21 protein-coding genes are annotated in these 26,314 nt (G+C 72.8%); 7 read left to right on the plus strand and 14 right to left on the minus strand.

The window, feature by feature from the left end; all coding sequences use genetic code 11:
* Window positions 1–152 precede the first annotated feature (152 nt).
* From ABXS86_RS09430 to ABXS86_RS09455, 6 genes are read right to left on the minus strand one after another with little or no spacing between them, the layout of a single operon-like run.
* Entirely contained in the window at window positions 153–1,340 is a 1,188-nt protein-coding gene (locus tag ABXS86_RS09430) for a PLP-dependent aminotransferase family protein (protein WP_353664255.1), read from the minus strand.
* Complete coding sequence (locus ABXS86_RS09435; protein WP_353664256.1) at window positions 1,337–2,983, minus strand: ABC transporter ATP-binding protein; 1,647 nt, start codon at window positions 2,981–2,983, stop codon at window positions 1,337–1,339. Before ABXS86_RS09435 ends, ABXS86_RS09430 begins: the two co-directional genes overlap by 4 nt.
* Window positions 2,980–3,828: an ABC transporter permease gene (locus tag ABXS86_RS09440; protein WP_307208042.1), complete on the minus strand. Its 849-nt coding sequence runs from the start codon at window positions 3,826–3,828 to the stop codon at window positions 2,980–2,982. Before ABXS86_RS09440 ends, ABXS86_RS09435 begins: the two co-directional genes overlap by 4 nt.
* Window positions 3,825–4,841, minus strand: coding sequence for an ABC transporter permease (locus ABXS86_RS09445; RefSeq protein ID WP_307208036.1), 1,017 nt, complete (start codon window positions 4,839–4,841; stop codon window positions 3,825–3,827). Before ABXS86_RS09445 ends, ABXS86_RS09440 begins: the two co-directional genes overlap by 4 nt.
* Window positions 4,842–4,870: 29 nt before the next feature.
* The gene (locus ABXS86_RS09450) at window positions 4,871–6,526 is read right to left on the minus strand and encodes an ABC transporter substrate-binding protein (protein WP_353664257.1); all 1,656 of its coding nucleotides are present in this window, start codon (window positions 6,524–6,526) and stop codon (window positions 4,871–4,873) included.
* Window positions 6,527–6,559: 33 nt separating this feature from the next.
* Entirely contained in the window at window positions 6,560–7,972 is a 1,413-nt protein-coding gene (locus ABXS86_RS09455; protein WP_353664258.1) for an FAD-binding oxidoreductase, read from the minus strand.
* A 315-nt stretch (window positions 7,973–8,287) separates the two neighbouring features.
* On the opposite strand from ABXS86_RS09455, the gene ABXS86_RS09460 reads away from it, so the two are divergent.
* The 3 genes from ABXS86_RS09460 to ABXS86_RS09470 are packed head-to-tail and all read left to right on the plus strand — an operon-like array spanning window position 8,288 to window position 12,734.
* Entirely contained in the window at window positions 8,288–9,478 is a 1,191-nt protein-coding gene (locus ABXS86_RS09460; protein ID WP_353664259.1) for an LLM class flavin-dependent oxidoreductase, read from the plus strand.
* Window positions 9,475–10,827 (plus strand): NtaA/DmoA family FMN-dependent monooxygenase, encoded by a 1,353-nt coding sequence (locus tag ABXS86_RS09465; RefSeq protein WP_307208016.1) that lies wholly within the window; start codon window positions 9,475–9,477, stop codon window positions 10,825–10,827. The genes ABXS86_RS09460 and ABXS86_RS09465 overlap by 4 nt, the downstream gene beginning before the upstream one ends.
* A complete protein-coding gene (locus tag ABXS86_RS09470) occupies window positions 10,824–12,734 on the plus strand; it encodes an FAD/NAD(P)-binding protein (protein ID WP_353664260.1) in 1,911 nt (636 codons plus the stop codon). The genes ABXS86_RS09465 and ABXS86_RS09470 overlap by 4 nt, the downstream gene beginning before the upstream one ends.
* 130 nt (window positions 12,735–12,864) lie before the next feature.
* Here the strand turns inward: ABXS86_RS09470 and ABXS86_RS09475 are convergent, their stop codons facing one another.
* A complete protein-coding gene (locus tag ABXS86_RS09475; protein ID WP_353664261.1) occupies window positions 12,865–13,887 on the minus strand; it encodes a methylenetetrahydrofolate reductase C-terminal domain-containing protein in 1,023 nt (340 codons plus the stop codon).
* A 112-nt stretch (window positions 13,888–13,999) separates the two neighbouring features.
* Here ABXS86_RS09475 and ABXS86_RS09480 point away from each other — a divergent pair, with 112 nt between their 5' ends.
* Genes ABXS86_RS09480 through ABXS86_RS09490 form a run of 3 tightly spaced genes read left to right on the plus strand, consistent with a single transcriptional unit; the run spans window position 14,000 to window position 18,316 of the window.
* Window positions 14,000–14,614: a pyridoxal 5'-phosphate synthase gene (locus tag ABXS86_RS09480; RefSeq protein ID WP_316000800.1), complete on the plus strand. Its 615-nt coding sequence runs from the start codon at window positions 14,000–14,002 to the stop codon at window positions 14,612–14,614.
* A gap of 1 nt (window position 14,615) precedes the next feature.
* A complete protein-coding gene (locus ABXS86_RS09485; RefSeq protein WP_353664262.1) occupies window positions 14,616–15,449 on the plus strand; it encodes an FAD binding domain-containing protein in 834 nt (277 codons plus the stop codon).
* Window positions 15,446–18,316: a molybdopterin-dependent oxidoreductase gene (locus ABXS86_RS09490; RefSeq protein WP_353664263.1), complete on the plus strand. Its 2,871-nt coding sequence runs from the start codon at window positions 15,446–15,448 to the stop codon at window positions 18,314–18,316. The genes ABXS86_RS09485 and ABXS86_RS09490 overlap by 4 nt, the downstream gene beginning before the upstream one ends.
* Before the next feature lie 295 nt (window positions 18,317–18,611).
* Here ABXS86_RS09490 and ABXS86_RS09495 read toward each other — a convergent pair whose 3' ends face one another.
* Window positions 18,612–19,469, minus strand: coding sequence for a PhzF family phenazine biosynthesis protein (locus ABXS86_RS09495; RefSeq protein WP_353664264.1), 858 nt, complete (start codon window positions 19,467–19,469; stop codon window positions 18,612–18,614).
* 75 nt (window positions 19,470–19,544) lie between these two features.
* Here ABXS86_RS09495 and ABXS86_RS09500 point away from each other — a divergent pair, with 75 nt between their 5' ends.
* A complete protein-coding gene (locus tag ABXS86_RS09500) occupies window positions 19,545–19,913 on the plus strand; it encodes a hypothetical protein (RefSeq protein ID WP_307207956.1) in 369 nt (122 codons plus the stop codon).
* A 53-nt stretch (window positions 19,914–19,966) separates the two neighbouring features.
* On the opposite strand, the gene ABXS86_RS09505 is transcribed toward ABXS86_RS09500, so the two are convergent.
* The 6 genes from ABXS86_RS09505 to ABXS86_RS09530 form a co-directional block, all read right to left on the minus strand.
* Window positions 19,967–20,176, minus strand: coding sequence for a hypothetical protein (locus ABXS86_RS09505; RefSeq protein ID WP_307207951.1), 210 nt, complete (start codon window positions 20,174–20,176; stop codon window positions 19,967–19,969).
* Between the two features lie 289 nt (window positions 20,177–20,465).
* Window positions 20,466–21,749, minus strand: a complete 1,284-nt coding sequence (locus ABXS86_RS09510; RefSeq protein WP_144783285.1) for an allantoate amidohydrolase — start codon at window positions 21,747–21,749, stop codon at window positions 20,466–20,468.
* Window positions 21,750–21,822: 73 nt separating this feature from the next.
* Window positions 21,823–23,055, minus strand: a complete 1,233-nt coding sequence (locus ABXS86_RS09515) for a pyridoxal-phosphate-dependent aminotransferase family protein (RefSeq protein WP_353664265.1) — start codon at window positions 23,053–23,055, stop codon at window positions 21,823–21,825.
* A 175-nt stretch (window positions 23,056–23,230) separates the two neighbouring features.
* The gene (locus ABXS86_RS09520; protein ID WP_353664266.1) at window positions 23,231–24,847 is read right to left on the minus strand and encodes an AtzH-like domain-containing protein; all 1,617 of its coding nucleotides are present in this window, start codon (window positions 24,845–24,847) and stop codon (window positions 23,231–23,233) included.
* Window positions 24,844–25,086, minus strand: coding sequence for a hypothetical protein (locus ABXS86_RS09525; protein WP_353664267.1), 243 nt, complete (start codon window positions 25,084–25,086; stop codon window positions 24,844–24,846). Before ABXS86_RS09525 ends, ABXS86_RS09520 begins: the two co-directional genes overlap by 4 nt.
* Complete coding sequence (locus tag ABXS86_RS09530) at window positions 25,083–26,312, minus strand: acetamidase/formamidase family protein (protein WP_353666241.1); 1,230 nt, start codon at window positions 26,310–26,312, stop codon at window positions 25,083–25,085. Before ABXS86_RS09530 ends, ABXS86_RS09525 begins: the two co-directional genes overlap by 4 nt.
* Window positions 26,313–26,314 lie beyond the last annotated feature (2 nt).

Raw genomic sequence — 26,314 nt, forward strand, 5'->3', positions numbered from 1 at the left:
GGTGCGGACGGCGCGGGGTCCCGTTGAGCGCACTCGCGCTGCGCGACGGCCGCGCGGCACAGCTTCCGCGATTCGCACAACCTCGGCCGGGGTCGGGCCGCGTGCGCTGAGCCTGCGCGAATCGCTGAGCCTGCGCGAACTGTCGCGCGCGCTCAGCGCTGCCGCGCCGCCGCCCGCGTAAGCCGCGCCGCCGCTTCGCGCAGCAGCTCCTCCGACGTGTCGCCGTAGGCGAGACGCAGGTGGCGGTCGGCATCGGTGCCCGGGCCCGAGGCGAAGAACGACCCGCGCTGGTACTCCACGCCCTCGGCGCTCGCGTCGGCGGCGAGCCGGTCGGCGTCGATGCGGTCGTCGGTCAGGCGCGGCCACAGGAACAGCCCACCGTCCGGCACGGCGACGTCGAAGAGGCCGGATGCCGAGAGCTCGGCGGCCAGAGCGTGCGCGCGCAGGCGGTACAGGTCGCGGGCCCGGCCGAGCACGCGGTCGAACAGCGACTCGTCGGTGGTCAGCAACTCGGCGACCACGCCCTGCACGAACGTCGACGAGTGCGAATCCTGGCGGCTGCGGAGGGCGACGGCATCCGGGATCAATCGCTCCGGCAGCACGACCCACCCGAGCCGCAGGCCCGGCCCGAGGGTCTTGGTGAAGGTGTTCACGTGGATGACGTGGTCGGAGTCGTGGAACGGCGCGACCGACTCCGCCTCGCCGTGGAACCGCAACTCGCGGTAAGGGTCGTCGGCGAACACCGTGAAGCCGTAGCGCTCGGCGAGCGCGACGAGCTCGCGACGCTTGGCCGTGGGCAGCGACGACTGCGAGGGGTTGTGGAACTCGGGCACGGTGTACACCGCGGCGGGTCGGGCTCCGTCGCGCAGTCGCTGCTCGAGCTCGTCGATGTCGAGCCCCGCCGAGCCGACGCGGATGGGGAGCACCCGCGCGTCGGCCAGCTCGAGCCCGCGCAGGAACAGCGGGAACACGGGGTTGTCGACCGCGACGAGATCGCCGCGCTCGAGCACCGTCTGCACGGCGAGCGCCAAGCCGTGGAAGCCGCCGTTGGTGATGAGCACGCGGTCCACCGCGACGCCCTCGCGCGCCGCGATCCATTCGCGCAGCGCCGGGATCCCCTCGGTGCGGGAGTACTGCAGCGACGCGGCACCGGGGCGCGAGAGCACGCGGGCCGTCGCATCGGCGAGCTCCGCGGTGGGCAGCACCGTGGCATCCGGGATGCCGCCGAGAAGCTCGATCGCATCGGGGCGACGATCGCGCAGCGTCTGGTCGCCGAAGCCCTTCGGCGCGGTGAAGGCCTGCACGAGGGTGGGACGGGACGACGGGGAGAGAAGGGTCATCGGGAACTCCGGGGGTCGCGGAACGGGATGGCGTCGATGAGGGCGCGGGTATACGCCTCGCGCGGGTGCGAGAGCACGTCGGCCACGCGGCCGGCCTCGACGACCCGGCCGTCCTTCAGCACCGAGACGGTGTCGGCGATCTGGCGGATGAGGGCGAGGTCGTGCGAGACGAACAGGTAAGTGAGCCCCCGCTCGCGCTGCAGGAGGCGCAACACGTCGAACACCCCGGCCTGCACCGTCACGTCGAGGGCACTGGTCGGCTCGTCGAGCACGATGACGTCGGGCTCGAGCACGAGGGCCCGGGCGATCGCGACGCGCTGGCGCTGACCGCCCGACAGGGCATCGGGGCGACGCCGGGCGAGATGGGTCGACAGGCCCACGGCATCCAGTGCCTCGGCGACCGCGGTCACCCGCTCGGCACGCGTGCCGACCCGATAGCGGTCGAGCGGCTCGCGCACGATGCGCCCGACGCTCCACGTGGGATCGAGCGAGGTGAAGGGGTTCTGGTACACGAGCTGCAGGTGGCGACGGATGCCGCGCAGCTGGGCCGGCGTGCGTCCGATGACCGGCTCGCCGTCGACGCGGATCTCGCCGGCATCGGGGGTGTCGAGCCCGAGCAGCAACCGCACGGTGGTCGTCTTGCCCGAGCCGGATTCTCCGACGAGCGCGTGCGTGGTTCCGGGCGGCACCCGGAACGACACCCCCGACACCGCCGGCCGCGCGGCACCGTCGACGACGAAGCTCTTCGACACCTCGCGCACCTCGATGCGGGTCGAGCCGGTGTCGGTCGTCCACGCGTCGACCCCGCGGTCGTCGAGGTCGCGCCGGTACCGGTCGGGGTTGAGCGCGGGGGCATCGGCCTGCAGCTGCCTCGTGTACGCGGATGCCGGGGCGGCGAACACCGCGCGCGTGGCACCGGCCTCTTGGATGCGGCCGTCTTTGAGCACGACGATCTCGTCGGTGCGTTCGGCGGCGATCGCCAAGTCGTGCGTGATGAGGAGGAGTCCGATGCCGAGGTCGTCGCGCAGCTCGCCGAGCAGGTCGAGGATGCGCTTCTGGATCGTCACGTCGAGCGCGCTGGTGGGCTCGTCGGCCACGAGCAGCTGCGGCCCGGGCAGCACCGCGAGCGCGATGAGCACGCGTTGCAGCATGCCGCCCGACAGCTGGTGCGGGTACGAGTCGTAGACCCGGCGGGGGTCGGGCAGGCCGACGCGGTCGAACGCCTCGAGAATCGCCGCGCGCTCGTCGGCGACTCCGGCGAGGGCGGCCGCCTCGTGCGCCTGCGACCCGATCGTGCGCACGGGGTTGAGGGCGTGCGCCGGATCCTGCGGCACGAAACCGATTCGTCGTCCGCGCAGGGGGCGGAAGGCGCGCTCCGAGAGCCCCAGCACGTCGGTGCCGTCGAGCTCGACGCGCCCGTGCGCGCGGCCCGTGGCCCGCGGCAGCAGGCGCAGCACCGAGCGGGCGATCGTCGACTTGCCCGAACCCGATTCGCCGATCAGGGCGAGGCTGCCGCCGCGCGGGATCGAGAACGATACGTCGTGCACCACGGGGGTGCGCCCGTAGGCGACCGAGAGATCCTCGACGCGCAGGAGCGCGGTCCGCGTGACCAGGTCGGGACGGACGGGAAGCGAGAGGGTCATGACGTCCTCCGGAGGAAGCGGCTGATGCGGTTGATCGAGAGCACCGTCGCCACCGTGACCACCGCCGGCCAGACGACGAGCCACGGCGCACGCGGGTAGTCCTTGCCCGCCGAGATCAGCAGTCCCCAGTCGGATGCCGGGGGCGGATCGCCGTAGCCGAGGAAGGCGAGTCCCGCGATCACGAGGATCGACAGTCCGAACTGCAGTACCGCGAGCGGCACGAGCGAACGCGACGCGTTGGGCAGCACGTGGCGGAACAGCACGTGCAGGCTCGACCCGCCCTGCAGCCGCGCGGCCTCGACGAACACCGACGAGCGCACCCGGAGCACCTCGGCGCGCATGACGCGGGCGAAGACCGCCACCGCCGAGACGCCGGTGGCGATCGCGGCGTTGATGGTCTGGAAACCGAGCGAGCTGACGATGACCACCGCGAGCAGGAATGCGGGGATCGCCAGGAGCACGTCGACGAAACGCGCGAGCACGACGTCGGTCCACGAGCCGAGGAAGCCGGCGAGAAGCCCGATCAGCCCGCCCACGACTACCCCGATCGTGACCGCGACGAGCGCGCTGGTCACCGAGGGCTGTGCGCCGAAGACGATCCGCGCGAACAGGTCGCGGCCGAGGTGGTCGGTGCCGAGCAGGTGCGCGGCGCTCGGCGCCTGGAGCTTGTCGGCGGGCACGCCCTGCGCGGGGTTCTGGCTCGTGAAGAGCGTCGGCGCGAGCGACCACGCGAGCACCACCGCGACGACGACGAACGAGGCGATCACGTCGAGGGGCAGGGCGAACCGGATGCCGCGCGCCCGGGCGATCGACGGGCTCGGGACGAGGGCGGGGGCGGCGCTCATACGACGCTCACCTCCTCGCGCAGCGAGGACGCCGCGTCCGAGGGGGTGGGAGTAATCCGCGCGCGGCCACGGGAGGCGATCGAGACCCGCGGGTCGAGCAGCGGATACGCGAGGTCAGCGACCAGGTTGACGACCACGAAGACCACTGCGGCCAAGGACACGACCGCCTGCAGCACCGGCAGGTCTTGACCGGCCACGGCCGACTGCACGAGCGTGCCGACGCCGACGCGTCCGAAGATCGCCTCGGTGATGAGCGCGCCGCCGAGCAACTCGCCCACGATGAGGGCGAGCACCGTGACACTCGGCAGCGCCGAGGGCTTGGCGAGGTGGCGCAGGAACAGCGCACCCGAGCGCAGACCGCGCGAGCGGGCGACGGCGACGTACTCCTGCCGCGACTCGTGATCGAGCGACGAGATGAGCACCTCGGCCAGCTGTGCCGACACCGGGATGCCGAGGGCCACCGCCGCGAAGAAGGTGCCCCACGGCGTCTCGGTGTCGATCATGCTGAACAGCCCGAGCCCGAACGCGAAGACGTGGATGAGCAGCAGACCGATGACGAAGTTCGGCACCGAGAGGAACAGCGACGGCAGCGAACGCAGCACGCCCTGTCCGAAGCGCGCGGGGACGAACTGCGTGCCGTACGCGATCGCCACGGCCAGCACCACGGCCACGGCGAGGGCCGCCGCGGCGAGCGCGAGGGTCGACCCGAGCGCATCGAGCACGAGTGTGGCGACGGGCAGGTTCGAGCGCAGCGAGACGCCGAGGTCGCCGACCACGAAGCGCCCGAGCGACGAGCCGAGCTGCACCCACCACGGCTGATCGAGGCCGTAGAAGGCGACGATGCGGGCGATGTCGTCTTCGGTGAAGCCGTTGTCGGGGTTGCGCAGCGTCGTGGTGATCGGGTCGCCCGGCAGCACGCTGATCACCGCGAACGTGAACAGGTAGGCCAGGAGCACGACGATGATCGCCTGCCCGGTGCGCCGCAGGGCGAAACGGCCGTAGGTGCGCAGCATGCGCTCCTCCTCTCGGGGTGGAATCGCGGTCAGTCGTTCAGCGAGGCGTCGAGGTAGTACGCGTAGGCGAGGCCGTTGTAGGTGACGCCGGTCAGCTCCGGCGACTGCACGTACACGCGCTGCACGATCTGGGTCAGGGGAACGAAGTAGCCCTGATCGAGCACGTAGCCCTGCAGCTCGTCGGCGACCTTCGCGCGCGCGTCGCGGTCGGTGGCGGTCGCGAGAGCATTCGCGAGGTCGTTCAACGTGGCATCCGAGGTTCCGACCTTGAACCAGTCCTCGTCGCCCTTCTTCTGCGCGGTCAGCACACCCGCGACGGTTCCGACGTCGACGAAGCTGCGCGTGATCTCGGTGGCGGGCACGGCCGCGTTGCCGATGACCTTCTGCCCGTAGGTGGGCACGTCGTAGCGCTCGAGGTTCACCTCGAAGCCGAGGCTCGTGAGCTGCTGGTCGACGAGCTCGTCGACCGACTGCGAGGCCTGCAGGTAGGGGTTGGGGTAGAGCGTGAACGATAGCTTCTGGCCGTTCTTCTCGCGCACCCCGTCGGCCCCCTTCGTCCAGCCCGCCTCGTCGAGCAGTCGGGCGGCCTCGTCGGGGTCGTACGCGAACGCGTCGCCGTGGTCGGTCGCCTCGGGCACCGTGCTCTGGAAGAACGACTCGGCCGCGTGCCAGTCGGGCGTGTACACGGTCGAGAGGATCTGGTCGCGATCGATGCCGTGCTGCACCGCCTGACGCACATTGACGTCGTCGAAAGGCGCGACCGAGGTGTTCAGCGCGTAGCCGTTGACGAACCCGAGGTAGCGGGGCGTTTCGACGGTGAGCCCCTCTCCCTTGAGCGCCTCAAGGTCCTGAGGGCTGGCGTTATAGGCGACCTGGGCCTGACCCGACTCGACCGAGGCGGTGCGCAGCGTCGGTTCGGCGACCTGCTTGTAGGTGATGGTGTCGAGGTACGCGGCGCCCTCGTGGCCGACCGCTTCGGGGCCCCAGTCGTAGTCGTCGCGCTTCTTCAGCACGACGCTGTCGCCCTCGGCGACCTTCTCGACGACGAAGGGACCGCTGCCGATGTCCTTCGTGAGGTCGGCCTGCTGGTCGGCGGGCAGGGCAAGGCTCGCCGGCGACAGCAGGATCGAGCCGTGGTACGCCAGCGTGGGGATGAAGCTCAGCGTCGGTGCCGAGAACGACACCGTCACCGTCGTGGCATCTACCGCCTCGGCACCCACGTAGTTCGCCGAGGGGAAGAGGCCGATGCGGTTGATGCCCTCGTCGGGACGCCCCTTCGCCCACAGGTCGATGTTGGCCACGACCGCGGCGGCGTCGAGCGGAGTGCCGTCCGAGAACGTGACCCCCTCTTTCAGGTGCAGCGTGAACTGCGTCTTGTCGGCGTTCTCGTCCCAGCTCTGCGCGATCCACGGGCTGAGGGTGCCCTCGGCGTCGACGTAGACGAGCTTGTCGGTGAGGTTGCCCCAGATCTGTCCCTGATAGCTCGAGATGGAGCTGTTGTTGGGGATCCAGGTGGCACCGAGCGAGTCGATGAGGAACACCAGATCGCCGCCGGAGCGCGGGGCGGAGCCCTCGGCGGGGGCGGCGGTCGAGCCCGCGCCGCACCCGCTGAGCAGGACGGCGCCGACGGTGAGGGCGGAGGCGACGCCGAGGAGGCGCCGGAACGGGCGGGGCTGCGTGGTCATGGGGTGTCCTCGTGTGTGCGGTGGAGATTCGGGTTACAGGGCTTTGCCGGGGTTGAACAGGCCGGCGGGATCGAGAGCGTTCTTGAGGGCGAGCTGCGCCTCGCGCACGCGGACGTCGAGCTCCACGGCGGCGAGATCGCGCTTGACCGTGCCGATGCCGTGCTCGCCGCTGACGGTTCCGCCGACGGCGAGGGCTGCGCGCACCACGTCGTCAGCGGCGTCGTGCACGGCGGAGGGCGGCAGCGCGGGGTCGGCTCCCGGCGGGATGCGCAGGCTGATGACCGGGTGGAGGTTTCCGTCACCGGCGTGGGCGACTGCACTGACGGAGACGCCGTGGCGGTCGGCGATCGCCGGGAAGCCGGCGAAGATCTCCGCGATGCGCGACTTCGGCACCGCGACGTCTCCCCCGGCGAACCACTGGTCGTCGTCGAAGCGCCGACCCGAACGCCGCAATTCCCAGAGGGCCTCGGCATCCGCGTCGCTCTCCACCCGCACGTGCGCACCCGCCGCGGTGAGCGCCGCCGACAGCTCGGCGGTCTGCTCGTCGATGCCGAAGCCGTCGAGCTCGATGAGCAGCAGGGCCGCGCCACGATCGCGCAGACCCGAGCCCTGCGCGGCGTCGATGCCCTCGAGCGTCGGCTGGTCGAGGAACTCGATGACGCTCGGGCGCACCCGTGACGCGGTGATCGCACCGATGGCGTCGGCTCCGGCGGCGGTCGTGGCGAAGAAGGCGGAGAGGGTGCGCCGGGCCACGGGCAGCGGACGGATGCGCACGGTGGCCCCCACGACGATGCCGAGCACGCCCTCCGAACCGACGAACAGCGAGACGAGGTCGAGCCCGGTGACGCCCTTGATCGAGCGGTGGCCGACCGAGACGAGGCTGCCGTCGGCCAGCACGACGTCGAGGGCGAGCACCGATTCGCGCGTCACGCCGTACTTGGCGCAGCGCAGACCGCCGGCGTTCGTGGCGATGTTTCCGCCGATGGTCGAGATGCGCCAGCTCGCGGGGTCGGGGGCGTAGAACAGGCCCAGGGGCGCCAGCCGCTCGTTGAGCGCGGCGTTGAGCACGCCCGGTTCGACCACGGCGACCTCGTCGGCGGGCGACACCTCGACGATGCGATCGAGGCGGGCGGTCGAGACGACGAGTTGATCGGCGGATGCCGTGGCCCCACCCGACAGACCGGTTCCGGCTCCGCGGGGCACGATGCTCACCCTGTGGCGCGCGGACAGCCGCACGAGCTGCTGCACTTCGGCGGGGGTCGCCGGGAACGCCACGGCCGGCCCATCGCCGTCGGAGACCCGGCGCGGAGCGGTGCCCGCGTCGAACGCGAACGCGGCGGTCTCGGCCGAGGGGCGGAGCACCTCGATGTGCGGCGCCTCGGCTCGAACGTCGTCGAGCAGGGCGTCGAGGCCCGTGGTCGGGGCGATGACGGGGGCGGCACTCATGAGCGGACCTCCTCGGGTCGGGATGCGGCGGCATCCGGGAAGACGGGGACGACGCCGAAGGTAGGACGACGGGCCGCCGAGCTGGTCCCGGAGGACACGCGCCGTAGTGGCCCGTCATCACCGGTCACGGTGCGTCGCACGGCGTCACGAAGACCGCGCAGAGGTGCGGGCGGCGAGCCGTCGCGCTACGGTGCGCCTCTGATCGAGTGCCCTCGACGCTTGAAGGCGCTGCGTTACGACCGGCCTTGAGCCCCGCCGCGCCGCCGGGCGACAGTGGGGACCTCGACGACCGCCTCTCCAACCCAAGGAGCCCCGATGCCGCACCGCATCCCCCTCGCCGTCGCGCTGGACGGCGCCGGCTGGCATCCGGCCGCGTGGCGCGAGCCCACGGCCCGACCCACCGAGCTCACCTCCGCCGCGTATTGGCGTGACCTCGCGCGCACCGCCGACGACGCCGGCATCGTGTTCGCGACGATCGAAGACGCGCTGAGCCTGGGCGGACGATCGAGCGAAGCGGATGCCGAGACCCGCCGCGACCGCGTCCGTGGGCGCCTCGACGCGGTGCTGCTGGCGTCGTTCCTGGCCCCGCGCACGCGTCGTCTCGGTCTCGTGCCGACGGTCACGACGACCCACCCCGAGCCGTTCCACCTGGCCACGGGCCTGCAGACCCTCGACCACGTCAGCCGAGGACGCGGGGGCGTGCGCATCGTCGCCGGCTCCACCGCGCAGGAGCGCGCGAACTTCGGGCGCCGCGCCGACGGACCCACCGGGCTCCCGGCATCCGGTCGCGTCGAAGACGACCCCGCGCTGCTCGCCGCCTTCCGCGAGGCGGGAGAGGTGACCGAGGCGATTCGTCGGCTCGCCGACTCGTGGGAAGACGACGCGATCGTGCGCGACCTCGAGTCGGGCAGGTTCCTCGACCGCGAGCGCGTGCACAACGTCGAGATCGCGGGCGAGTTCTTCTCCATCACGGGTGCCTCGATCGTGCCGCGGTCGCCGCAGGGGCAGCCCCTCATCACCGCGCTGGCGCACCAGAGGGTTCCCTACCGTTTCGCCGCGGAGCACGCCGACCTCGTCTTCATCACGCCGGCGGATGCCACGGCGGTGGCCGGCATCCTCGACGAGCTCGCCGCCCCCGAGCGCGGGGAGCCCCTGCGCGTCTTCGCCGACCTCCTCGTGCTCGTCGAAGAGACGCGCGCCGAGGCCGAGGCGGTGTGGAACCGCCTGCAGGAGCGCGCCCCGCTGACGACCGACGCGCGCGTCGTGGTCGGCACCGAAGACGACGTCGTCGAGGAGATCCGCGCCCTCGTCGAGGCGGGAGTCGACGGCGTGCGCCTGCGCCCCGCGCGCCTGCCCGCCGACCTCGACCGGATCGCGCGCCTCGTCGTGCCGCGGGGGGCGGATGCCGGCATCCTGGCCCCCGATGCCGGCGAGCCCACGCTGCGCGAGCGGCTCGGACTCCCCCGCCCCGCCAGCCGTTACGCCCGTCAGGAGGTCGGCGCATGAGCCGTCGCCAGATCCACCTCGCCGCGCACTTCCCGGGCGTGAACAACACCACCGTGTGGACGGATCCCGCGGCGGGCAGCCAGATCGACTTCTCGTCGTTCGAGCACTTCGCCCGCACCGCAGAGCGCGGCGTGTTCGACTACCTCTTCCTCGCCGAGGGGCTGCGCCTGCGCGAGCACCGCGGACAGCTGCACGACCTCGACGTCGCCGGACGCCCGAACACCCTCGCGATCCTCACGGCGCTGGCCGCGGTCACCGAACACATCGGTCTCGTCGGCACGCTCAACACCACCTTCAACGAGCCGTACGAGCTCGCACGTCAGCTCGGCACCCTCGATCTGCTGTCGAACGGGCGCGCGGGGTGGAACGCCGTGACGAGTTCCGACGCGTTCCACGGCGCGAACTTCCGTCGCGGCGGCTATCTCGACCACGCCGACCGGTACGTGCGGGCCGAGGAGTTCGCGGCCCTGTCGAAGGCCCTCTGGTCGTCGTGGCGCGGCGACGCCATCGTGGCGGATGCCGAGACGGGCGCGTTCCTGCGCGACGACGCCATCGCGCGGGTGCGCCACGAATCCCGCCTGTTCGACGTCGATGCGGTGTTCGACGTGCCGCGGTCGCCGCAGGGCCGACCGGTCATCGTGCAGGCGGGAGACTCCCCCGACGGCCGCGACTTCGCCACGCAACACGCCGACGTGATCTTCTCGCTGCACACCGAGTTCGCCGACGCCCAGCAGTTCTACCGCGACGTCAAGGGCCGCCTGGCCGCGCACGGCCGCGACGAGGACTCGCTGAAGATCTTGCCCGCCGCGACCTTCGTGCTCGGGGACACCGCGGCCGAGGCCCGCGAGCGCTCGCGCGAGATCGCCCTCGCCCAGGTGCGGCCGCAGACGGCGATCACCTACCTCGAGCAGATCTGGAACCGCGACTTCAGCGGCTACGACGCCGACGGGCCTCTCCCCGACGTCGAGCCCGACACCGGAACCGAGACCGCGCACGGCTTCGCGGGACGCCACGCCGCGATCCGCGCCCGCATCGACCAGCTGCGCGCATTGGCCGCCGAAGAGAAGCTGTCGATCCGCGAGCTCGTCATCCGCCTGACCGCGAAGCACACCTTCGTCGGGACGCCCGAGCACGTGGCATCCGAAATCGACCGCTACGTGCAGGAACGCGCCACCGACGGGTTCACCGTGGTCGGACATGTGACCCCGCACGGCCTTGACGAGTTCGCCGCCAAGGTCGTGCCGCTGCTGCAGGAGCGCGGCTCGTACCGGCGCTCGTACGACGAGGGCGCGACGCTGCACGACCTGCTGGGCCTGCCTCCGGTCGCGCGGGAGGCGGCCGCACGATGACCGACGCCGTGATCGTGGGGGCGGGACCGCGGGCGGTGATGCTCGTCGAGCGCCTGCTCGCGCGACGCACCCGCGACGCGCGCCCGCCGCTGCGCATCACGTTGATCGACCCGTTTCCCCCGGGTGGCGGGCGCATCTGGCGTCGCGAGCAGTCGTCGTTGCTCAAGCTCAACTCGATGGCGCGCGACGTGACGGTGTTCACCGACGACAGCTGCGTGATCGCGGGCCCCGTGCGATCGGGGCCCTCGCTCATCGAGTGGGCCGAACGCGTGCGCGACGGGCGACTGCCCGACGTCTCGATCGACGACCCCGCCCTGGCCGACGAGGTGCGCGAGCTGCGCGGTGACAGTTTTCCCACGCGGCGCCTGCAGAGCGCCTACCTCGACTGGTTCTGGCGGCGCACGGTCGCGATCGCGCCGCCCGGCGTCGAGGTGCAGTGGCACCAGGGCAGCGCCGAGTGGGTCGACGACACCGCCGAGGGGTGGGAGGTCGCCCTGTCCGACGGCACGCGGCTGCCCGCCGACCTCGTCGTCTACGCGCTCGGTCACACCGGCCGAGCGCCCGAGAACACCACCCTCGACGTGATCGCGACGGCCGCGGCGGCGGGCTTCACCTACCTCGAGCCCTCCTTCACCGCTGACGCCGACCTCTCGCGTCTCGTACCGGGCGCCGACGTGATCGTGCGCGGCATGGGATTGGCGGCGGTGGATGCCGTGGTGCTCCTGACCCAGGGGCGCGGCGGTCGCTTCTCCCGCACGGCGGCCGGGCGGCTGGTCTACACCCCCTCGGGTGCGGAGCCGCGGCTGCACCTGGGCTCGCGGCGCGGGGTGCCGTACCGCTCGAAGGTCGCCTCGCAGGTGCAGGGCGACGCTCCCGCGCGCGAGGTACTCACCCCTGCGGCGGTCGCCGCCCTGCTCGACCGCCCCGGCACGGTCGACTTCGCCGACGACGTGTGGCCGCTCATCGCTCGCGAGCTCGTGTGGGGGCACTACCGCGAACTGTTCACCGGCCACCCCGAGCGGGTCACCACGACGTGGGAGACCTTCCGCGCGACCTTGCGCGACGTCGACGGCGACACCGACGCCCTCCGCCGAGCCGTGCACGACGCGGTGCCCGACCCCCTCGACCGCTTCGACGTGCCCCGCCTCGACCGGCCGCTCGGCGACGAGACCTTCGTCGATGCCGACGCCGTGCACGACCGCGTGCGCCGGCACGTGGCCGACGACCTGCGCCTGCGCACCTCGCAGGATCACAGTGCGAGCCAGGCGCTGTTCCTGACGATCCTCGGGTCGTTCTTGGCCCTGGCCGACATCCCGCCCGAGCGGTGGAGCGCACGCTCGCGCGCCGTCGACCTGCCGATCACGTGGCACGCCTTCTTCAGCTACGTCGCCTCCGGGCCGCCCGCCCACCGGCTCGAAGAGCTGCTCGCCCTGGCCGATGCCGGGGTGGTGCGCTTCCTCGGGCCCGACCTGTCGGTGCGCCTCGACGAGCAGCGCGGCTTTGTCGCCACGACCTCGCGCGCGCCCGGTGAGGTGGTCGCCGATGCGCTGGTGGACGCCTGGCTGCCCGCGGCCGGCGCAGCCGCCAGCGACAACCCCGTGCTGCGGGAGCTCGCGACGCGGCACGGGCGCGAAGTGCACGTGGCGGACAAGGCCTACACCGGCTCGCTCGGCCGCATCGAGGTCGACCCCGACGGACGCGTGATCGACCGTGACGGGCTGGTCCACGCGACGATGTTCGCCCTCGGGCCCTTCACCGCGGGACCGGAGGCGGGTGCCTTCACCCGGCCGCAGTCCAACGCCCTCTCTCTGCGCCACACCGACCGGGTGGCAGAGGCCGTGACGGCGGCGGCGAGCGCGGTCGCCTCGACCCGGTCGGCAGCGCGGGTGCGCGTGGCGTCGCGCTGACCCCGCGCTCGCGCTGTGCTGCGGCGCCTCCGCCCCGCGCCCATCCTGTTGAGTGTCCAAGAAACGCCGTGCCTCCACGGCGGTCGCGGCGTGTTTCGGACACTCAACGGGGTGAGACGGCCGCACCGCCTCAGCGCAGGCGTCGCGCGATCTCGGCCAACGCTTCGGCGAACGAATCCTCGGCGCCCTCGCGCCCGCCCGACAGGTTCACTCCGACGACGCCGGGCAGGGCGAGCATCTCCTCGGCGAGCGCGACGGCCAGGGCGATCCCCTCGGCGCGCGGGTCGCGGGCCGATCGCACGCGCGAGAGGAAGCCGTCGGGCAGCACGAGCGTCGTGAACGACTCGAGCAGGTCGGCCGACGCGGCATCGACGACCACCGGCACGCACGGGATGTAGCGGATGCCGTCGCCCGCCGCCTCGATGAAGCGGCGCACCGGCGCGGCTCCGCCGGCATGGTTGACGAAGCACACGTCGGCCCCCGCGCGCTGCTTCTCGCGCAGCCGTGCCGCACGCCGGTCGATCGGGGGTGCGGCCGGAGACGCCGCCACCGACACGACGTGCCCCGCGGCGCGGGCGAGCGCTGCGGCCTCGGTGGAGTCCAGGTCGAACACCGGCGCGGCATCCGGTCGATCTCCGGTGCGGGTGTGATCGCCGGTCACGCAGTGCACTCCCGCGACCCCCTCCACGGCGAGGGCGGCGAGCTCGCCCTCGATCGCGACGCGGTTGCGGTCGCGCATGTTGAGCCCGGTCCACACGCGCAGACCCCGCGACTGCAGAAGGTGTGCGCGGTAGGCGGGTGGGAACTGCACGCGCGCGCTTCCCGCGTCGCCGGCGAGCACGGCATCCATTTCTCCGGCGAGGATCGCGGCGCACGAGTCGATGGATTCCACACTCAGCGCCCGCGCGGGCAGATCGGCGACCACCCAGGGGCGCGTCCCGAGCGCCGCCAGGGTCTCGGCCGCCGCCGCCGTGCGCGACCCGGGCACCACGGCGACCGTGCGATCGACCCCCGTCCACGGCACGGTCGGCCGGTGCAGGAACGCGCAGCGATGCGCGGCGTCGATCTCGCACGAGCCGTCGAATCCGACTCCCCCGCAGGGGCCGTACTCCATGCGCTTCGGGCAGGTGTCGATCAGCGGCAGCGAGGTCATGGCGGGAGTGTAGGGACCGCGTGTTTCCGCGAATGTTCGTGACGGCAACATTGCCGAAATGCGCGGTGCCTACGCTCGGCGATACCCGCTGCCCCATCCCCCGGAGGTCGCCATGATCACGGCCGGCACCACGTTCGGTTCCGACGTCGACGACGTCGACGCGCTCACCGACGACCCGCTCGCCCTGCTCGTGCGGTGGCTGCCCCCGCACGACAACGAGCTGCGACCGCTCGCCGCCCTGGCCACCGTCGGCCTCGACGGGCTCCCCTCGCTGCGCCACGTGCTGGCGAGCGAGTGCGACGCCGAGGGTCTCACCTTCCACACCGACGCTCAGAGCGCCAAGGCCGCCGAGCTCGCCCAGAACCCGGTCGCGGCGATGTCGATCGCCTGGCCCGAGATCGGTCGGCAGCTCGTGGTGCGCGGCACCGTCGAGCAGGTCTCGGCCGCGGATGCCGCGAAGGTGTACTCCGAGCGGTCGCGGTACCTGCAGCTGTTGGCCTGGACGAACACCCGCGAGAACGCGCACCTGCCCGTCGACGAACGTCATCGCCTGTGGGCGGAGTTCGACGACGCGCACCCGCAGCTCGACCCGCCCGCACGGTGGGTCGGCTTCCGCCTGCGCCCGCGAACGCTCACCTTCTGGCGCGGCGATCCCGCCGGTCAGAGCACACGCCAGCACTACACGCTCGTCGACGGCCGCTGGTCGGGCGAGATCCTGGCGGGCTGACGTGGACATCACCACCGTCACCTCGTTCCGCGCCGCGCGCTCGCGCGCCGACCTCGCGCTGCGTCCCGGCGAGGTCGTCATGGCCGGGGGCACCTGGCTGATGAGCGAGCCGCAGCCCGACACCACCGGCTTCGTCGACCTCACCACTCTCGGCTGGACCGACCTCGAGGTCACCGACGACGGCCTGCGCATCGGGGCGACCTGCACGATCGCACGTCTGCTCGCGTGGGCCGAACGGGAGGCGCCCGCGGCCTGGACCTCGCTCGAGCTCGCCCGCCCCGCCGCCGATGCGCTGCTCGCGTCGTTCAAGATCTGGAACACCGCCACCGTCGGCGGCAACGTCTGCCAGGCCTTCGCCGCCGGCGCCATGATCGCCTTCCTCACGACGCTGGATGCCACGGCACTCATCTGGACGCCCGACGGCGGCGAGCGCCGCGCGGCCGTGGCCGATCTGGTGGTCGACAACGCCGCGAACGCGCTCGCGCCGGGCGAGGTCGTGCGCGCCCTCGACGTCCCCGCGCGGGCGCTGTCGTCGCGGGTGGGCCTGCAGAAGATCGCGCTGGCCGAGCTCGGTCGCTCCGGCGCCGTCGTCACCGCCCGCGTCGACCCCGACGGCTCCGCGGTGTTCGTGGTGACCGCCGCGGTGCGCCGCCCCCGCGTGCTGCGCTTCTCGCGCGTGCCCGGAGCGGGCGCACTGCGGGATGCCGTGGCATCCGCCCCCGATTTCTACACCGACCCGCTCGGCAGCGCCGATTGGCGTCGGGGAGTGAGCGTCGTGCTCGCCGAACGACTGCGCGCGCGCTTCGCGCGTGAGCTGCAGGAAGGTGCCGCGTGAGGTTCGAGGTCAACGGCTCCCCCGTCGAGGTCGACCCCCGCCCCGGTCAGAGTGCCCGCACGCTGCTGCGCGAGGGCGGACACGTCGAGGTGAAGAAGGGGTGCGATGCGGGCGACTGCGGCGCGTGCTCGGTGCTGCTCGACGGCACGCCGACGCACTCGTGCATCATCCCCGCGATGCGACTCGAGGGGCGTGCGATCACGACCGCGGCCGGCCTCGCCCCCGGCGACGAGCTCCACCCCGTGCAGGAGGCCCTGGCGACCGGCTTCGGCTTCCAATGCGGCTTCTGCACGCCCGGCATGAGCGTGACGGCGTCGACCCTGACCCCCGACGACCTCGGCGACCTCGACCGGCGCATGAAGGGCAACCTCTGCCGGTGCACCGGGTACCGCCCGATCCGCGAGGCGATCCGCTCGTCGGTGCTGGGGCCCGTGCGCGAGACCGGGAAGAGCTGCGGGGCGGATGCCGAGGCCGCGGCGCCCGGCGGCTGCGGTGGCACGTGCGAGGGGCACGACACGACTCCTGCAGATCCGCCCCTCACGACTCCCTCGACGCCTGCAGCTGCCGATCTGCAGGAGTCGTGCACGCCGACCTCCCCCACCGGACGCGTCGGCACCTCTGCGATCCCCGAGGCGGCGCGCCGCATCGTCCAGGGTCGCGAACCCTTCACCTTCGACGAGCCCGTGCCCGGCGGTCCGCCGCTCGTGCTGCGCGTCGTGACCTCGCCGCACGCCCACGCCCGGGTCGTCTCGATCGACACCGCGGCCGCGCGGGCGATCCCGGGCGTCGTCGCCGTGTTCACCCACGACGATGTGCCGGCCGTGCGCTACTCGACCGGCCGCCACGAGCACCGCACCGACGACCCCGACGACACGCGCATGCTCGACGACGTGGTGCGTCACGTCGGCCAGCGGATCGTCGCGGTCGTCGCCGAGACGGCTGAAGCAGCCGATGCCGGCTGCCGTGCCGTCGAGGTCGAGTACGAGGTGCTGCCCGCGGTGTTCGACCCCGAAGAGGCGCGCCGGCCCGGAGCCCCGCTGCTGCACCCCGAGCGCACGCCCGACGAGCGCGTGATGGATGCTGGCCGCAACGTCGTGGCGGGCTTCCACACCGGCCACGGCGGCGACATCGACGCCGCCCTCGCCGCGAGCCACACCACCGTGACGGGCGAATGGCGATCGTCGCGCGTGACCCACGCGGCGCTCGAGACGCACGGCGCCGTCGGCTGGATCAATGACGACGGTCGCCTCGTGATCCGCTCGTCGACGCAGGTGCCCTTCCTCGTGCGCAACGAGCTCGCGCACGTGTTCGACCTCGAGCGCGATCGCGTGCGCGTCTACGCGACCCGCGTGGGCGGCGGCTTCGGCGGCAAGCAGGAGCTCTTCACCGAAGACCTCACCGCGCTCGCGGTGCTGCGCCTCGGACGCCCGGTCGCGTACGAGTACTCGCGCACCGATCAGTTCGTGCGGGCCTCGCTGCGGCATCCGATGCGCGTGCGCACGACCCTGGGGGCGGATGCCGACGGCACCCTCACCGCGATGAAGCTCGACGTGCTGAGCGACACCGGGGCCTACGGCAACCACGCGATCGGCGTGCTGTTCCACTCGTGCGCCGAGTCGACGACGCTGTACCGCGTGCCGACGAAGTGGATCGACGCCGAGGCGGTCTACACGAACAACCCGCCCTCGGGCGCGTTCCGCGGATACGGGCTCGGACAGGTGGTGTTCGCCGTCGAATCGGCCATGGACGCCCTCGCGCAGGAGCTCGACATCGACCCCTTCGACCTGCGCCGCATCAACGCCGTGCGCGAGGGCGACTCGCTGCACCCCGACGCCGACGAGAAGTACGAAGAAGACCTGATCTGGGGCAGCTACGGCCTCGACCAGTGCCTCGACCTCGCGCAAGACGCGCTGCGACGCGGCAACGGCGTCGACGCCCCCGACGGCTGGCTCGTGGGCGAAGGGATGTCGGCCGCGATGATCGCCACGATGGCGCCGCGCGGGCACATCGCCCACACCACCGCGACGCTGCGTGCCGACGGCACCTACGTGCTGCGGGTCGGCACGGCCGAGTTCGGCAACGGCACCTCGACCGTGCACCGCCAGATCGCGGCCACCGTGCTCGAGGTGCCGCTTGAACGCCTGCACCTGTGGGCCGCCGACACCGACGCGGTGCGCCACGACACCGGCGCGTTCGCCTCCGCGGGAACCGTCGTCGCCGGCAAGGCGCTGTACGGCGCCTGCCTGTCGCTGAAGCGCCGGATGATCGCCATCGCCGCCGAGCTGTCGGGGGCGGATGCCGCGGGCGCCGAGGTCACGGCATCCGGAATCTCGTTCGCGGGCGAGACCGTGACCTGGGCGCGGATCGTCGCCGCGGGGGGCGGGGACGACCTCACCGCCGACGGGGCCGAATTCGGCGACTTCCGCTCGCTCGCCTTCAACGTGCACGCCGTGCGTGTGGCCGTCGACCCCGAGACGGGGACGGTGAAGGTGCTGCAGTCGATCCAGTCGGCCGACGCCGGCGTCGTGATCAACCCGGCGCAGTGCCGCGGCCAGATCGAGGGCGGCGCCGCGCAGGCCCTCGGCGGTGCGCTGTACGAGGAGGTGCTGCTCGAAGACGGCGTCGTGCAGAACCCCGTGTTCCGCACGTACCGCGTGCCGCAGTTCGCCGACGTGCCCGACACCGAGGTGTACTTCGCCGAGACCGACGACACCCTCGGCCCGTTCGGCGCCAAGTCGATGAGCGAGTCGCCGTACAACCCCGTCGGGGCCGCGATCGGCAACGCCGTCTCGCGCGCGCTCGGCCGCCGCGGATACGAACTGCCGTTCTCGCGCGACCGCGTGTGGAGGCTCGCGGGAGGGGAGTGAGCGGGGCCCGCGGCCGGGGGCCCGCCAGCGGGGGTTTGGGGCCTTGCTCCGGCTCCGGTGTCGGCGGGGCCCGCCAGCGGGGGTTTGGGGCGCGTTTCGTCGTTCGGGGCGGACAATTCCCGCCCCAAATTCACAAACCTGCCCCAAACCGGTGACGCTCGGGGCGGCGCGTGGGCCACGGGCTGAGGACGTCACTGGCTCCGGCCCTGGCGCGTCTTCACGGTTCAGGGCGCGTGTCGTCGTTCGGGGCGGACGATATACGCCCGAACGCAAAAATCCGCCCCGAACCGGGAGCTCAGAGGGGCGTCGCGGTTCCCCGGACGAGAATGCCCCCGGATGCCGGGACCTCGACCTCGAGCACGCTCGGCCGCCCGATGTGCCGGCCCTGGAGCACGGTGAACGCGAACGGGGCGGCGAGGCCGACCTGCTCGCGCAGGTACGCGCCGAGCGAGGCGGCGGCGGAACCCGTCGCGGGGTCTTCGGTGATGTCTCCGACGGGGAAGAGGTTGCGCGCCTCGGCGACGAGGCCGTCGACGACGTCGCCGTCGATGTGGACCGTGATGACGGTGCCTTTCCATCCCCGCTCGTCCATCAGCGTCCGCAGCTCCGCGGGGTCGAACGTGAAGGAATCGAACGTCTCGCGGGAGGCGATCGCGACCACCGGATGCAGGTTGCCGGCGAAAGCCTGGGCGAGCGGCATCCGCTCATCGAGGTCGTCGGAGCGCAGCCCCAGGATGCCGAGCAGGCGAGCGGCGACCTCGGGCTCGAGGGCGTCGAGACGCGGCTCGACGCTGGTGAACCCGGCGGTGACGCGGCCCTCGGCGTCGCGGTCGGTCGACACCTCGACGGTGCCGGCCGCGGTGTCGAACGTAAACGGGCCGACGCCTTCGGCCTCGGCGAGCGCGACGGCGGTCGCGATCGTGGCGTGTCCGCAGAAGGGCACCTCGGCTCCAGGCGAGAAGTAGCGCACGGCGACCCGCCGACCGTCGCGCTCACCGACAAAGGCGGTCTCGGGGTGGCCGAGGTCGGTCGCGATGCGCTGCATCTGCGCGGCGTCGAGGTCCACGGCATCCAGGACGACGCCCGCCGGATTGCCTCCGCCCGGCTCGGCGGCGAAGGCGAGCAGCTGCAGGATGCCGGTGGTCGAGGTCATGCGATCCATTCTCGCGGCATCCGCCGGCCGGGCAGTGTGCGCGGGGATCGTCTTCGCACCCGCAAAGATGGGCTCATGCGGATCGCGGGGGGAATCGTGCTGGTCATGGTGGCGACGGTCATCGGGCTGTTCGGGGCGCTGATGCTGGGGGCATCCGGGGTCAGCTGGGTGAGCGGAGGCGTGAACCAGTACTCCGACTCCGACGATTCCGAGCGCGCGATCGGCATCGCGATGGGCGTTGCCGCCCTGATCGTCTGGGCGCTGCTCGCCTGGGCGGCGTTCGCCGCGGCGCGCGGCCACCGGCGCGGGCGACAGCGCGCCTCGACGGTCGCGGGAGCCGTGCTCGTGGCGGTGAGCATCGTCGTCGTCGGCGGCGCCACCGTGTGGGCGACGTCCGCGCCCGCAACGGTCGTCGAGAATCCCCCGGCCTGGAATCGCGCGTGAGCTGAGGGCTCGTCGGGGTGCGTGGCCACAGCACCGTCGATACCGGGCGACTCCTACTTCTCGAGGCGCTCGCCCCGCAGCCCCGCGACCACGCCCCAGACGACGAGCACCGGCCCGAGCACGAGGAACAGAAACTCCCACCGCTCCGTCTGATATCCCGTGTCGATCGGAAGCAGCACGAGACCGACGACCAGCATGAGCACACCGACCGGCACGAGCCACCACGCCGAGGGCGCGGGACGGTCGCGCTTGATGAAGACCATGAGCCGACCGTAGCGATGTCGACGCACCGTGGGGGCGGCGTTGACCAGACCCCCGTCCGCAGGTGGCCCCGGGGCCACGGCGGTCGCCCCGGGGCCACTTCCGCCGCCCCGCTATCGACCCGCCCGCACGCTCCGCGCCCCGGGGCCACGCCTGCCGCCCCACTATCGACCGCGCCCGCACGCTCCGCGCCCCGGGGCCACGCCTGCCGCCCCACTATCGACCGCCCCCGCACGCCCAGCGCCCCGGGGCCACGACCGACGCCCCGAATCGGGCGCAACCGCAAGCGCCTCAGCGCACCTCCGCCCCGAGGTGCAGCACCGCCTCGGCGAGGGCGCGCAGGCCCGCCGCCACGTCGGCGCCCGCGACGTCCTCGGCGGGGTGGTGGCTGATGCCGTCGGGGTTGCGCAGGAAGAGCATGCCGACGTCGGTGATGGCACCGATCGCCATGGCGTCGTGACCGGCGCGACTGAAGAGCGTGGGGGCGTCGCCGCCGATGCCCGCACGAACGACGTCCTGCAGCAGCGGGGCGCAGAACACCGCCGGCGCACTGTGCACCTCGCGGGCGTGCCACCTCAGGCTCCGGCGTCCCATGATCGCGTCGAGCTCGCGTGAGATCTCGTCCCACACGTGGTCGCGCGTGGCGTCGAACTCTCCGCGCAGGTCGAGCGAGAGGTGCGCCTCGCCGGGCACGACGTTGACCGCGCCGGGAAACGCCTCGAGCTGACCCACCGTGCCCACGATGTGGTGCTCGCCGCGGCAGATCCGCTCGACCGCCAGCGCGGCCTCGCTCGCACCGAGCAGGGCGTCGCGTCGCATGTCGTAGGGCGTGCCGCCCGCGTGCCGCGCCTCACCCTCGACGACGAGCTGGAACCGCCGGGCCGACGCGATCGACGACACCGCCGCCAGGGCCTGCCCGCTGCGGTGCAGCTCGGGCGCCTGTTCGATGTGCGCCTCGAGGTACGCCACGAGCTGGTCGGGCCGGCGCGCGGCCTCGCCCACGCGGCCCGGGTCGAGCCCGAAGTCGCGGAACGCCTCGCGCAGGGTGAGTCCGTCGGCATCCGCCAACTCCCACCACGCGGGGTCCCACTGACCGGCCACGGCCGACGAGCCCAGCAGGGCCTTGCCGAACCGCGTTCCCTCCTCATCGCTGAAGGCGATGACCTCGAGGGCGAAAGGGAAAGGGCTGGATGCCGTGCCCTCGTCGTCGACGCGGCGCAGCAGCCGCACGACCTCGAGCGCCATCAGCACCCCGACGATGCCGTCGTAGCGCCCCGCGTCGGGCACGGTGTCGAGGTGCGACCCGAGCAGCAGGGCGGGAGCGTCCGGCACCCCGGCAGGGGCGAGACGGCCGACCTGGTTGCCCGCCGCGTCTTGCCGGGTGGTCATGCCGAGCTCGCGCATCCACTCGGCGGCGAGGCGGTTGACGCGTGCGTGCTCGGGCGAGAGGTAGACGCGGGTGATCGAGCCGGGCGTCGAGGTGACGCGGGCGAGCTCTTCGCAGCGCCCCATCACGCGGCGCGCGGCCGAGGCGATGCGCTCCTCTGAGACCTGGAGGCGAGTGGATGCCGTCATGCCCGGGCCTCGCGCGGACCACGGCTGCGGGCCGTCGCCGTCCCGCGCCTCGCGAGGGCCACGGAGGGCACCGTCACGCCCCCGCGCCCGCGTACACGCCCTGCGCGGCCTCGACTCCGCCGCCAGCCGGGACCGCGGCACCGTGCCGGCGCAGCACCGCCTCGAGGGCGGCGAGGGTAGTGAGCACCGCGTCCGTGCGCGCGTTGTAGCCCATCGTGCCGATGCGCCAGACGCGGCCGTGCAGCGGCCCGAAGGACGTGCCGATCTCGATGCCGAAGTCGCTCAACAGCTCGCTGCGCACGGCGTCGCCCACGACGGCATCCGGGATCTCGACCGCGACCACGTTGGTCATCTTGTGCGCGACATCGCCGAACACGGTCAGCCCGAGGCCCTCGACCCCCGCCAGCATCGCGTCGCCGTGCAGGTGGTGACGCGCGATGACCTCCTCGCGCCCCTCGAGCAGCAGCACACGCGCGCACTCGCGGGCGCCGTAGAGCATGGTCGTCGCCTCGGTGTGGTGGTTGAGGCGGCGCGGACCCCAGTAGTCGAGGATCATCGCGAGGTCGAAGTAGTTCGAGCGGATGAAGTCGGATGCCGAAGCGTCACCCTCCTCGCGGATGCCGGCCTCGACGCGGGCGCGCGAACGCACGACCTCGACGGCGCGGTCCGACAGGCTCAGCGGCGCCGATCCCGAGGGGCCGCCGAGGCATTTCTGCAGGCCGGCGGTGGCGGCATCCAGGCCCCAGGCATCCATCTCGAAGGGGTTGCCGCCGAGAGAGGCAGTGGCATCGGTGTAGAACAGGGCGCCGTGTGCGCGGCAGATCTCGCCGATCTCCTCCAACGGTTGGAGCATCGTCGTGGAGGTGTCGCCCTGGACGCACGCGACGAGGTGCGGCTTCACCCGCTCGATCGCCTCGCGGATCGTCGACACCGGGAACACCTGCCCCCACGGCACCTCGATCGTGTGCACCTCGGCGAGGGCGCGCTCGGCGATCTCGGCCAACAAGTGACCGAAGCGGCCGAACACCGGCACGAGCACGCGATCGCCCGGGCGGATCAGCGACACCATCGCCGCCTCGATGCCCGCGCGCGAGGTGCCGTCGATCAGCAGGGTCGCATCGTTCGCGGTGCCCCAGACCTGGCGGTACAGCTCCTGCGTCTCGGTCATGGTCGCCGTCATGAACGGGTCGTACTGGCCGACCAGCGGCGCCCCCATCGCGCGCAGCACGCTGGGGTAGGCCGAGATGGGGCCGGGGCCCATCAGCAGGCGTGCGGGCGGGTCGATCGGGCCGGGGAGGTGGGACATCAGGACTCCGTGGTGCGGGGACGGGCGGGGGAAAGGATCGAGAGGGCGTGCGCAACTCCGGAGATTCTCGTCCGGGAGGGGGCGGATGCGGTGCAAGAGCCGCTGAGGCCCCGGATTCTCCGGAGTTCGGCCCGCCCGGCGCGCGAGACGGTCACCCCGACGCGCGACGGGCCGGTCACCGGACGCCCCCGGCGAGCGCGGCGAAACGACGCGCCAAGCGGACGAGCGCGATGTCGGTGCCGGCACGCGAGACGAGGCAGACGCCGACCGGAGCGCCGCCGACGCGCAGCAGCGGGATCGACACGGCGGGGAGGCCTGCGGCCGCGGCGGGCGCGGTCATGCGCAGGGTCGCGGCGCGCACGGCGTCGACGTCGGCGGTGCGCAGCGGCGCGGGACCGGGCACGGTCGGGAACACCATCACGGCCCCGTCGACGACCTCGGCCAGGAGGGCGGCGATCGGTTCGAGCTCGGCGCGCGCGGCGGCCTCGTCGTCCGCGGTGATCTGCGACGCGACGCGGAAGCGCTCGGCCACGGCCGGCCCCACGGCTCCGGGGTGCGCGCGCAGCCAGTCGCCGTCGTTGCGCCACGCCTCGGCGCCCTGCACGGTGCGGAACGCCGAGAAGGTGGCATCCAGATCGCCCGTGTGCACCGCGCGGAACGAGGGAGGGTCGTCGGATGCCGCGAGCGCGGCGAGCAGCCGGCTGAACGCCTCACGGGTCGCCGGCTCGACGCAGTCGAGCACCTCTTCGGGCACGACGAACCGCCACGGCAGGTCGTCGCCCGAGGCTCCGTAGACGTTCTCGGTCGAGCTCGAACCGTCGTAACTGAGGCACCAGTCGGCCACGCGCTGCAGGGTCTCGCCATCGCGCGTGAGCCAGCCGATCGTGTCGAACGACTGCGCGAGCGGAAGCATGCCCTGCCGCGGCACGAGGTCATGGGTCGTGCGCAGGCCCCAGAGCCCCTGGTACGACGCGGGCACGCGGATCGACCCCGCGGTGTCGGTGGCGAGGCCGATGTCGGCGTGGCCGAGGGCGACGGCGGAGGCGGGGCCGCTCGACGATCCGCCGGGCAGTGCCCCGACCACCGCACCGTTGGGCGGGGTGCCGTAGTGCACGTTGTCGCCGGCGATCGAGTAGGCGAACTCGTCGGTCCGCGCGATGCCGCGCAGTGACGCCCCCGCGCGCAGCAGATCGGCGACGGCCGGGGCCGTCGCCTTCTCGGGCCGCGCCTCTTCGAGGTAGGTCGGGTTGCCCGCGCCGATGCGGAAGCCGGCGACGGCGAACAGGTCCTTCACCGCGACGGTCAGGCCGGCCAGTGGCCCCTCCCACGCTCCCTGCAGGAACGGGTCGCCCACGCTCCGCCAGATCGTGCGATCGAGTGCCGGCGTGCGGGGCGTGACGTGCGCGGCCGTGATGAGCCACCGGCCGTCGATGCGCTGCCACACCTGGGTCTGCAGGCCGCGGCCTCCGCCGACGAACTGCGACACCGACATGAGCAGGGCGCTGTCGGGGCCGAGCGGGCGGTAGTGGATCTCGGCGATCTCGCGCGGCGGCACTCCCCCGCGCAGGGCCCGGAACCTGCTGATCGCGTCGTGTCCGACGAGCAGGCCCGCGGTGTCGCCGCGCAGCGTCTCGGGCCCGGGGGCGAAGAAGTCGTCGAGCGCGTCGAGGTCGTTCGCCACGATCGCCCGCTCGTACGCGTCGAACGCGGCACGCAGGTCGGCAGGGATCGCCGGGGGTTCGGCGGGCGCCGCGGGCGCGGGCATGGCGGGCTCGGGCGCGGCATCCGTCATGAGCGGCGCCCCTCTCCGCGCGGCGTTGAGTGTCCAAAACACCCGGACCAACCGAAAAATCGTCCGGGTGTTTTGGACACTCGACGGGGAGGGGCAGCGTCGGGAGCGCCCGGCGCGAACGGCCGGGCAACGACGTCGGCATCGAAGACCGACGCGAAGTCGACATCGAAGTCGGCGTCGAACGGCAGGGCGTCGGCGGCCTCGGCACGGGCCAGGGCGGCGGCGAGAACGGGGCTCATGCGACGTCTCCTTCTTCTTCGTGCGGCGCCGAACCGTCGACGGGCTCGGGTTCCGCGGCAGCGTCGGGGGCGGATGCCAGCGGCACGGGCTCCACGGCTGCGACCTCTGCGAAGTCGGCCTCACGGATGCGGGCGTGCACCCCCGAGACGATGTCGACCACCTGCGAGATGTCGAAGTCGGTCGCCGCGCTCAGGTAGGCGTAGGCGAGGTGCTCGTCCATGCCCCAGCGCCCGCCGAGCAGGGCGAGCGAGGAGCGCACGCACGCGCGCATCGCGGCGTCGAGGTCGGGGTCCATGCCGGTCGGGACGAGGTAGTCGGGCGTCCGCACGAGCGGACCGCTCACCTCGCCGAACGCCGCGCGGGCGGCATCCGCGGGGATCACCTCGAAGCGCAGGGTGGCGCGCAGCGAGGCCTCGAGAGCGGTGAGCGCCACCTCTCCGTCGCCCTGCGCGAAGTGCGGGTCGCCGACGTAGGCCAGCGCCCCCTCGACCTGCACGGGGAGGAAGAGTGTGGTCCCCTCGACGAGCAGGTTGATGTCGATGTTGCCGCCGTGGGTTCCGGGCGGAACCGAGTGCGGACGCTCCTCCCCCGCAACGGCGACACCCATCGTGCCGAGGAACGGCGCGAGCGGATACGACACGATCGGCTCGGCGCCCTCGACCACGGGGAGGGTGCCGTAGCGGATGCCGTCCCGCTCGACGACGGCCGAGAACACGCTGACGTTGTGCTCGCCGCGGGGCAGCTCGCCGACCAGGGCGCCCTTGCCGTGGCGGTTCGAGATCACGCCGTACGGCACGCGCGGCACGAGGGTCTCGACGGTGATCTTCAGCAGGTCGCCCGGGTGCGCTCCGCGCACGTGCACGGGTCCGACGACCACGTGGGGGCCGTCGGCGGAGGGGTCTCGGGGGGCGGATGCCGCGATCTCGACCGCATCGTCGAGCACCTGATCCGCGGGCACGCCGTGGCCTGCGAAGAACGCGCGCGGGTCTTTGCCCTGGTCGTCGAGAATGCCCTCGTGGCTCACGGTGTCGAAGGTGACGCTCTCGCCCGAGGCGACCTCGAGCACGGCGGCGTCGGTCGCGCACGGGAGGCGCCCCCACAGCACGGTGTCGAGGGTCGCGGCGACGTAGTGATCGCCGGGGATCGGCCCGGTGTGGGGCTGCAGGATCGGGAAGGCGCGGGTGCCGGCGCCGTGGCTGAGCCTGACGAAGCCGCCCTCGACCACGC

Origin of the sequence: Microbacterium sp. che218 (assembly GCF_040436305.1) — a bacterium.
Lineage (GTDB): Bacteria > Actinomycetota > Actinomycetes > Actinomycetales > Microbacteriaceae > Microbacterium > Microbacterium algihabitans.